At 59.7% G+C, this 7110-nt stretch carries 11 protein-coding genes; 5 read left to right on the plus strand and 6 right to left on the minus strand.

Features of this window, described 5'->3' with window-relative positions:
- Nucleotides 1–150: 150 nt before the first annotated feature.
- A complete protein-coding gene (locus AX692_RS05980) occupies nt 151–993 on the minus strand; it encodes a sterol desaturase family protein (RefSeq protein ID WP_066045738.1) in 843 nt (280 codons plus the stop codon).
- A 77-nt stretch (nt 994–1070) separates the two neighbouring features.
- Complete coding sequence (locus AX692_RS18920) at nt 1071–2132, minus strand: AraC family transcriptional regulator (RefSeq protein ID WP_081095166.1); 1062 nt, start codon at nt 2130–2132, stop codon at nt 1071–1073.
- Nucleotides 2133–2333: 201 nt separating this feature from the next.
- On the opposite strand from AX692_RS18920, the gene AX692_RS05990 reads away from it, so the two are divergent.
- The 4 genes from AX692_RS05990 to AX692_RS06005 all read left to right on the plus strand — a co-directional run bounded on the left by AX692_RS05990 (nt 2334) and on the right by AX692_RS06005 (nt 4052).
- Nucleotides 2334–2642, plus strand: coding sequence for a UrcA family protein (locus AX692_RS05990; RefSeq protein WP_066209212.1), 309 nt, complete (start codon nt 2334–2336; stop codon nt 2640–2642).
- Between the two features lie 257 nt (nt 2643–2899).
- Nucleotides 2900–3229 carry a DUF3325 domain-containing protein gene (locus AX692_RS20800; RefSeq protein WP_353611457.1) on the plus strand — a complete coding sequence of 110 codons (330 nt, stop codon included), beginning with the start codon at nt 2900–2902 and terminating at the stop codon, nt 3227–3229.
- Between the two features lie 8 nt (nt 3230–3237).
- Complete coding sequence (locus AX692_RS06000; protein WP_066045727.1) at nt 3238–3705, plus strand: cation diffusion facilitator family transporter; 468 nt, start codon at nt 3238–3240, stop codon at nt 3703–3705.
- Complete coding sequence (locus AX692_RS06005; protein ID WP_066045724.1) at nt 3702–4052, plus strand: DUF3147 family protein; 351 nt, start codon at nt 3702–3704, stop codon at nt 4050–4052. Before AX692_RS06000 ends, AX692_RS06005 begins: the two co-directional genes overlap by 4 nt.
- Nucleotides 4053–4060: 8 nt before the next feature.
- Here AX692_RS06005 and AX692_RS06010 read toward each other — a convergent pair whose 3' ends face one another.
- Nucleotides 4061–4564 carry a helix-turn-helix transcriptional regulator gene (locus AX692_RS06010; protein ID WP_066045721.1) on the minus strand — a complete coding sequence of 168 codons (504 nt, stop codon included), beginning with the start codon at nt 4562–4564 and terminating at the stop codon, nt 4061–4063.
- Between the two features lie 103 nt (nt 4565–4667).
- Here AX692_RS06010 and AX692_RS06015 point away from each other — a divergent pair, with 103 nt between their 5' ends.
- Nucleotides 4668–5438: a hypothetical protein gene (locus AX692_RS06015; RefSeq protein WP_066045716.1), complete on the plus strand. Its 771-nt coding sequence runs from the start codon at nt 4668–4670 to the stop codon at nt 5436–5438.
- A gap of 339 nt (nt 5439–5777) precedes the next feature.
- Here the strand turns inward: AX692_RS06015 and AX692_RS18925 are convergent, their stop codons facing one another.
- The 3 genes from AX692_RS18925 to AX692_RS20485 form a co-directional block, all read right to left on the minus strand.
- On the minus strand, nt 5778–6278 hold the full coding sequence (locus AX692_RS18925) for an SRPBCC family protein (protein ID WP_066045713.1): 501 nt from the start codon (nt 6276–6278) through the stop codon (nt 5778–5780).
- Nucleotides 6275–6775 carry an MGMT family protein gene (locus AX692_RS18930; protein WP_066045710.1) on the minus strand — a complete coding sequence of 167 codons (501 nt, stop codon included), beginning with the start codon at nt 6773–6775 and terminating at the stop codon, nt 6275–6277. The genes AX692_RS18925 and AX692_RS18930 overlap by 4 nt, the downstream gene beginning before the upstream one ends.
- A 30-nt stretch (nt 6776–6805) precedes the next feature.
- On the minus strand, nt 6806–7110 hold a 305-nt coding region (locus AX692_RS20485), incomplete at its 5' end, for a hypothetical protein (RefSeq protein ID WP_230961040.1).

Consider the following 7110-nt stretch of genomic DNA (forward strand, 5'->3'; position numbering starts at 1 on the left):
TTCCGGTATTGTTCGTCCTTAGCGTTGCTTGGCGTACCTCCCACGCTATGCCCTCAATCCCGGCATGGCCACTTTACCTCGCTTCTGAAAAATCTCTGCCGTTCGAGAACCGACCCCAAATCGCTCGTTCCGCAAACGTGGTTTCATTGCTCAATCGCCTAAAGCGTGGCTTGTTGAGGCGGTCACTTCGCTGCTTGCCATCGCCGCATTTGCCTGCGTGCGTACCGTCACCTCGCGAAACTTCTCATGATATCTCGGGTGCTCGGTGCCCATCCATTTGTCCCACCACGTGAAATAGAGCCCAAAATTGGAGTTGAAGCCGCCGTTATGGTGCAAGTCGTGGTGCACCGTTGTGTTGATCCAGCGGGTCAGCGGGGTATCCAGCCACCAGCGCGGGAAGAATTCGAACCCGGCATGCCCCATTGCATTGCGGATGATCTGGAAATTCAGCCATACCACCATCACCCACCCCGGCGTCGGCACGAAAAAGAGCCACAGCGGCACAAACAGGAACATCGCCGCCGCTTCCGGCATGGCAAAGCTGTATGCGGCCCAAGGCGTCGGGGTGATTGAACGGTGGTGCGCGCGGTGGAAATACCGGAACAGGCGCGGGTGGTGCATCAGGCGGTGCGCCCAGTAGAAATAGGCATCATGCGCGATGATGATCGCGGCAAGGATCAGCAAATCCACCCCGATGCCGAAGCTGACGCCGAAGACGTCGTAGAATATCCCTTCCTCGCGGCCCCAGATTAGAAAGCACGCCCCGATCATATAGACAAACACCGACTGTGCCGATTGCGCGACCTCGCGCCGCATATCAGCGGCGGTGGCTTCGCGCTTCTGGATCTTGCGCACAGTCAGCACCGTGCGCCGCAGCATACACACCAACACAAAGGTGACCGACCCGGCGATCAGATAGCGCGACCCGTCGATGGCGAAGATATAGAGCCCTTTTTCGAGAAGGATATCGAGCGGGGGAATTCTAGTGGTCATGGCGGCGACTTTCTTGCAGGTGATCCTCGCCCCCTTCCTGCATCCAGTAGCTGCTGCGTTGCCTTGTCCGAATCCGGCTAGCCGATTCCGGAATCGGTCAGGTGGCGGGCGCGATATTCGCTGGGGGTCATGCCTTCGGCCTCGCGGAACGCACGGTTGAAGGGGCCGAGCGAGCCGAACCCTGCGTCCAGCGCAATGGTGATGATCGGCACATCGCGCTGCGAAGGGTCGGCCAGCGCGGACTTCACCTCGGAGAGACGATAGCTATTGAGAAACGATGAAAAATTGCGGTGGCCCAGCTGGCCGTTGATCGTGCGGCGCAGTCGATATTCCTGTTCGCCCAGCAGCGCGGCGAGCTTTGCGATGGACATGGTCTCGTCGCGGTAGGGCATCTGCGCTGCCATAAACTGTAGCAAACGGGCAGCAAGGGGATCTTCGCCCAGGTTGCGCGGAGTTTTCGCTGTCACGCCCGTGGACTCAACCGGGCCGAACATGTCGCCTTGGCGCATCCGAAGCAAAACCGCGCAAAAGCTGAACACTGCCAGCAGTGAGCCGGTCGCCACTGCCAGCCTCCACGAAGCGGCAGGTGTGCCGGGGGATGCTGCGACTTCGACAAAGGCGATAGAAATGACACAAATCGCCACGACACAAACCAGCACGGGCCTAATCCGCCGTCGGCGCTCGACCAGGTCGCCTTCTCTACTACGCCATACTTCCCATAAAGCAGCGCCCGCAAAGGTCAGCATGGAAGCCCGGAACAGCACTGCGGAAATGGCGTTAGCAGTCCCGCCGTGGGGGTATGTCAGCTGGACCACCAACGTATTGGCCACCGACAGGCCCACCAGCAGCGCGCTGATCGGGGCGACACGCTTTTCATCGTTGAACCACGCCTTGGCGAACAGCCAGAACAGGCCCGGTGTCGCTCCTGCACCCAGCGCAAACAGCAGACCAATCAGGCTTGGCTTGCCAAAGATGCCTGCCGTTATAATCAAGTAGCTGCAGATCCCGACATTCATCGCTACCGCAAGCCGGGCCGGCACATCGCGCCAATGGTCGCGGACCAGGATCCAGCTCCACTGCGCCAGCAAGGCGATCGACCCGCCGCGCGCCATTTGATCTACCTGGTCCCACGCTGTCATGGGTCCTTGGCTGCCAGAGCGCGGACGAAGCAACAAGCCGATTTCGAAATCGCCCAGTCTGCTCGATTTCCATCATCATGGTGCGATCCAAAAACGATCAACCGAGTTTGAAAACCGGACAGCCTAACTGCCCTCGGCCCTGCACATTCTGATGCGTCGTCGCTCGAATTGGCGAGCGACCGATTGGCCAAGGAAATGACCATGAAACTCATTCACATCCTGCTTGCCGTAGTCACAGTAGCGGCTTCAGCCCCTGCTGTCGCGGCCCCGGTTCCGCGAAGCATTGCAGTCAAGGCGGACGATCTCGATCTCGGTTCGACCGAAGGGCAACGCATCTTGACGGTGCGCATTCAGCGCGCGGCGAGCGTAGTGTGCAGAAGCGAGGCCGTGGAAAGCCTGCCGCGCAACAGCCGCCGCGAGCGCGGTTGCATCCGGGAAGCGCAAGCGAGGGCCGAGGTCGCGGTGAAGACCCTGGCTGCCGGTAAGCCAGCTTCGGAAAAGGGCGGTTGAGGCTGGAGAGCTGACCAAACTGGGCGCAAAAGTGGGCGACAGACTACAATCGGGTGGAAAAGCTGCCGGCCGCCAATCCACCCACTTGTTGCCGGTTCACTGATCGTCGGACTTCGACAAAAGCGGCCATCGGAGCTCGCCCGACGGTTGCAAATGTTGTCAGATTTCGATGCGTTTCGCGAGGACAACAGCGTAACATGGCTGCTGCGGCGCGGCGGCACGAGTGATGACTTCGTGTTCCCAAGCTGGCTCATCTCATCAGCTTCTGCGCGGCGTTTGCCGGGTTTGCAGCGCTTGCGCTTGTCATGCCTAGGCACGCGCGCGCTGCGGGCATCGCAGTGGATTCCATGCGTGCACAGGCCTTGCGCGGCGGAGGCTGGCTGCTGCTGGTCCTGTCTGCGGCGGCGCTGATCGCGGCCGCCGGGTGGCAAATCGGCCTTGTGGAATTCTGCGCGATGTTGACTGTCGCTGGGATCGCTGCGGCTCTGCAGCTGTCTTACCCCACGCGCCATGCGGAGATGACCTGTGTCCGATACATTTTCAATGCTCCAACGACCCGTTGCAGCGGACCATTCTCCAACCGATGATGCGATCAATGGGTACGACCCTACATGTCAAAGATGCCTTTCTCGAGGTTTGGGCGGACACGCTGGGCTCGTCCGGCGTGATTGCTGCGGCGATCGTCATTTGTTTCACCAGCTGGACCTGGATCGACCCGGGCGTAGCAATAGCGATCGGCCTGTGGCTACTGCCGCGCATATGGATCCTGCTGCGCGATACGACGCACATCCTTCTCCAACCTGTCCGCGCGGGGATTGAGCTCGACGAAGTGCGCGCAGCCATCAATGCCGTGGCGGCCGTTGTCAGCACGCACGATCTGCACACCTGGTCGATGTCGGAAAACGATATCAGCTTCACCGCGAATGTTGCATTAGTATCAGGGGCGAATGCGAATGCTTTGCGGAAGGCCATCGGTGCCATGCTCGCAAAGGACTTTGAGATCGAACACGTGACCATCCACTGCGAAGCAGCATCATGCGGGCAAGAGGCACTTCATCCATGACGTATCTGCTATTGAAAGCCACCCTGTCCGCAATCATCATCATTGCAGTTTCAGAGATTGCACGGCGCAGCGCTGGGCTCGGAGCGCTGGTAGCCTCGTTGCCGCTTATTTCGGTCCTTGGCATGATCTGGCTGTGGCGGGACACGGCCGACCCGGTGCGGATGGCTGATCATGCGACGGCGACCTTCTGGTATGTGTTACCCAGCCTGCCGATGTTCCTTCTGATTTCTGTGCTGCTTAGACGTGGGCTGGATTTCTGGCCTGCGCTCGGCATCGGCTGTGCAATGACCATGCTGCTCTATGCTTGCATGGCCGCGCTGTTGCGCATGCGCGGTATCAACCTGTAAGGCGGCTCTCAGACCAACTCCTCAACAAACTGGCCGATGAGCATCGACTGGCTTGTAACTTCCGCCTTTGTATAGACTTGGCTGAGTTGCGAGCGAACGGTTCCTTCTGCTGAGCCGCGCAACCTTGCTATCTCGGCGATGTTGCATCCTTTAAGTGCGAAGAGTGCAACTTCACGCTCAGAAGGTGACAAACCCCAATGGTTAAACTTGATATCCAGCAGTTCTGCGATCGATCCGCGCGCGACGGCCAGTGCGGCCTGCTGCCGCTTTGCTGCCTCCAACGCCATCCGTAGCTGGCGCGCGCTGATAATGATTGCCAGCACCAGCGCGAGCGCGACCAGACATTCCATCGCGACCTCGCTGGTTATCCCGCTTCGAAGCTGGCCAAGCACATCATCGACGCCGTCGATGATGAAATAAGCAGCGGCCGCTGATTGGACGACCAGACCTGCAATGCTGAGCAGCACGGTGCGGTCGGGCTGGCCCGAATGGGCAGAGACAGTGGCGGCCATTATCATGCGCTTTCGTTGAGGGCATTGCTTTTGAGCGCCTGCTTATGGCGTGCCTGCCCAAGCATCGCTAGCCCGCTGATCATTCAAACGGGAGTTCCAGACGATGTCGGATGTCACAAACCACTCTTCAGCCGAGTTCACCGATGCGCTGACCAAGGTGCCGGCTGTCACACTTGGTTTTTGGATTATCAAAATCCTTGCGACCACCTTTGGCGAGACCGCTGGCGATACGCTCAGCATGTCATTCAATTTCGGCTATCTATTGAGCAGCGCAATCTTTGTTGCCGCCCTTGGCCTGTTCGTAGCGTGGCAAATCCGGGCAAGCCGGTTTCGCCCCTTCCTCTACTGGGCGACCATAATCGCTTCCACCACCGCCGGGACAACGCTGGCCGATTTCGCGACGCGGTCAATAGGCATCGGCTATGCTGGCGGTTCGCTTTTGCTGCTTGTATCATTACTCAGCGCGTTGGCCGTGTGGCGTTCGGCAACGGGAACGGTCTCGGTCGCCTCGGTGCATGAACCGCGCGCAGAACTCTATTATTGGATCACGATCACCCTGTCGCAGACCCTGGGCACCGCCTTGGGCGATTGGGTCGCCGACGGCTCGCTCGGATATCTCGGAGCTGCTCTGATATTTGGCGGGCTGTTATCGCTGGTTGCGCTTGCTTACTTCAAGACGCCGATCAGCCGGGTCATGTTGTTCTGGTCGGCCTTTATCCTGACGCGCCCGCTTGGCGCGGTCGTCGGGGACTTTCTTGACAAGCCGGTCGCTCATGGCGGGCTCGAACTGAGCCGCGGCGGTGCCTCGCTGGTGCTAGGCATCGCAATCATCATCCTGATCTACGCGATTCCTCAGCGCGCGGCCAGCCATTGATCTGCGGCACTGCGAAGGCAAGACATCATAGAGCCCCCGCGATGGCAATTTTTCTGGGCGCGGGTAATGTATTGCGTGGCGTGGAGCGGCGGATGGCTTCGGCCGCAGCGCGTGCGGACCGCATTTTTTAAGGGGTAGTCGTGCTGCCTGCGTATTGTGGTTGAAACCTTGCGGAGATTGCCTATGAATGACCTTGAATCAACCCTTCGGCAGCTTGCCAGCCTACCATCGCAGTGGTATCGCACCGCCAGAGTCCTGCCGAGCAGCTTCGGTGGGTTTTTCCTCGGAAGCGGAAATTCTCAAAGCGACCCCGCTCCTGCCGCGATCAGCCGCGGTTCATCATTGGGGTTCAGTTACGCGCCGGAGATCCTGTAGGTAAAGGTCAAGATGCTGACCCGGTGGACTGGTCACACGACCGATTGCCCGAAGGAAAGGATTTGGGATCGTGACCTTTTCGGCAAACACGCCGCGTGTGCCGTTGCCATCGGGTTCAAGCCCGGCACGCCAATTTCCCTCGAAACCAAGCGATGACTTGTAGGCGATGACGAAGGTGCTTGCGGGACGGCTCTCGATCAACCGAAAGGCAAGCGTGCTTCCGTCGTCGGGGAATTCGGTCCATTGCTTGCCGTCGCCGCTGACCTCAACCTTGCCGATATCGCTACGCCACGCCTTTTGGCCGCGAACGTCGCTGATACGAGCGTGGACCTGCTCGGGCGATGCTGCGAATTGCACCTCACGCTCGGTTCTGGTGGTTGCGGGGATTGAAAGACCCAAGGCGTAAAGTCCGCCGAGGGCAAGCACTGCTAGCGCGGCAAGCGCTAGCAAGGCCTTCCGGATCATGTGCGCCTCTCCAGCGGATCCGTCGGCTTCCGCTCCGCATAGTCAAACACGGCAGGCTTCTTACGCAGCGGTGAAACGCGCACGCCCTCGGCTTCCAGCAGCGCCTGCTGCGCCTCGGTGCCGCCGGGGTATTTGGGATTGAGAAAGCCGCCTTTCTTCAGCACGCGCCACCAGGGCGTAAGCTCACCTTCAGGCAAACCAATGGCGCGCTGCTCCTCTGCTGCGCGCGCGCACATATTGAGGAAGATCGCAGTCGAAACGGGACAGGCCACCGCAACCTTATGGCGGCGGGCGATTGCGGCGCGAAGGTCATCAAGCGTAACGACCTCTCCCGACTTGAGTGTGCGCACAATGGCGTTTACCTCTGCTGGGGATGAGACAACCATCGCCCCGCCATCGGCCTCACGATAACCGGGAGCACCGGGCGGAATCATATGGACAACGTGCGGTTCGCGTCCGTTGTTCAGGTGTTCCAGCGCGGTCTTTCGCTTTGCCATAGGGTCGCTCGCTCCGATTCAAGCGAAGGCTTAGCGCATCACCGATCGCGGCGGAATAAGAGCAGTTTGTTCGCTTTTTGATCTAATCGCACCGCCGCAAGGCCCGCGCGCGACAACAGGAGCAGACCTTCTTAAATCCATCTGTGGACGCCCCGAAAAATGCAAGAGTAAAATCGGGTCTTGGCGGTAGTCGGATGCTGCCATCTGTCCGGCCTGTTTGCGCTGGCGTAATGCCGCTGGCCCGTATGGGAGTTCGCGAACCGGATCCACATCACCCGGGCGTGCTCTGAGGCACTGTGGAAAGGTCTGGTTTTCCGGCTCCGTCTCGCCGACTG

The organism is Erythrobacter donghaensis (assembly GCF_001557325.1).
Taxonomy (GTDB): Bacteria; Pseudomonadota; Alphaproteobacteria; order Sphingomonadales; family Sphingomonadaceae; genus Erythrobacter; species Erythrobacter donghaensis_B.

Excerpts from the sequence above, each read along its gene's own strand:
- AX692_RS05980 (WP_066045738.1), bottom strand. The coding sequence starts at position 993 with ATGACCACTAGAATTCCCCCGCTCGATATCCTTCTCGAAAAAGGGCTC.
- AX692_RS18920 (WP_081095166.1), bottom strand. The coding sequence starts at position 2,132 with ATGACAGCGTGGGACCAGGTAGATCAAATGGCGCGCGGCGGGTCGATC.
- AX692_RS05990 (WP_066209212.1), top strand. The coding sequence starts at position 2,334 with ATGAAACTCATTCACATCCTGCTTGCCGTAGTCACAGTAGCGGCTTCA.
- AX692_RS06000 (WP_066045727.1), top strand. The coding sequence starts at position 3,238 with ATGGGTACGACCCTACATGTCAAAGATGCCTTTCTCGAGGTTTGGGCG.
- AX692_RS06005 (WP_066045724.1), top strand. The coding sequence starts at position 3,702 with ATGACGTATCTGCTATTGAAAGCCACCCTGTCCGCAATCATCATCATT.
- AX692_RS06010 (WP_066045721.1), bottom strand. The coding sequence starts at position 4,564 with ATGGCCGCCACTGTCTCTGCCCATTCGGGCCAGCCCGACCGCACCGTG.
- AX692_RS06015 (WP_066045716.1), top strand. The coding sequence starts at position 4,668 with ATGTCGGATGTCACAAACCACTCTTCAGCCGAGTTCACCGATGCGCTG.
- AX692_RS18925 (WP_066045713.1), bottom strand. The coding sequence starts at position 6,278 with ATGATCCGGAAGGCCTTGCTAGCGCTTGCCGCGCTAGCAGTGCTTGCC.
- AX692_RS18930 (WP_066045710.1), bottom strand. The coding sequence starts at position 6,775 with ATGGCAAAGCGAAAGACCGCGCTGGAACACCTGAACAACGGACGCGAA.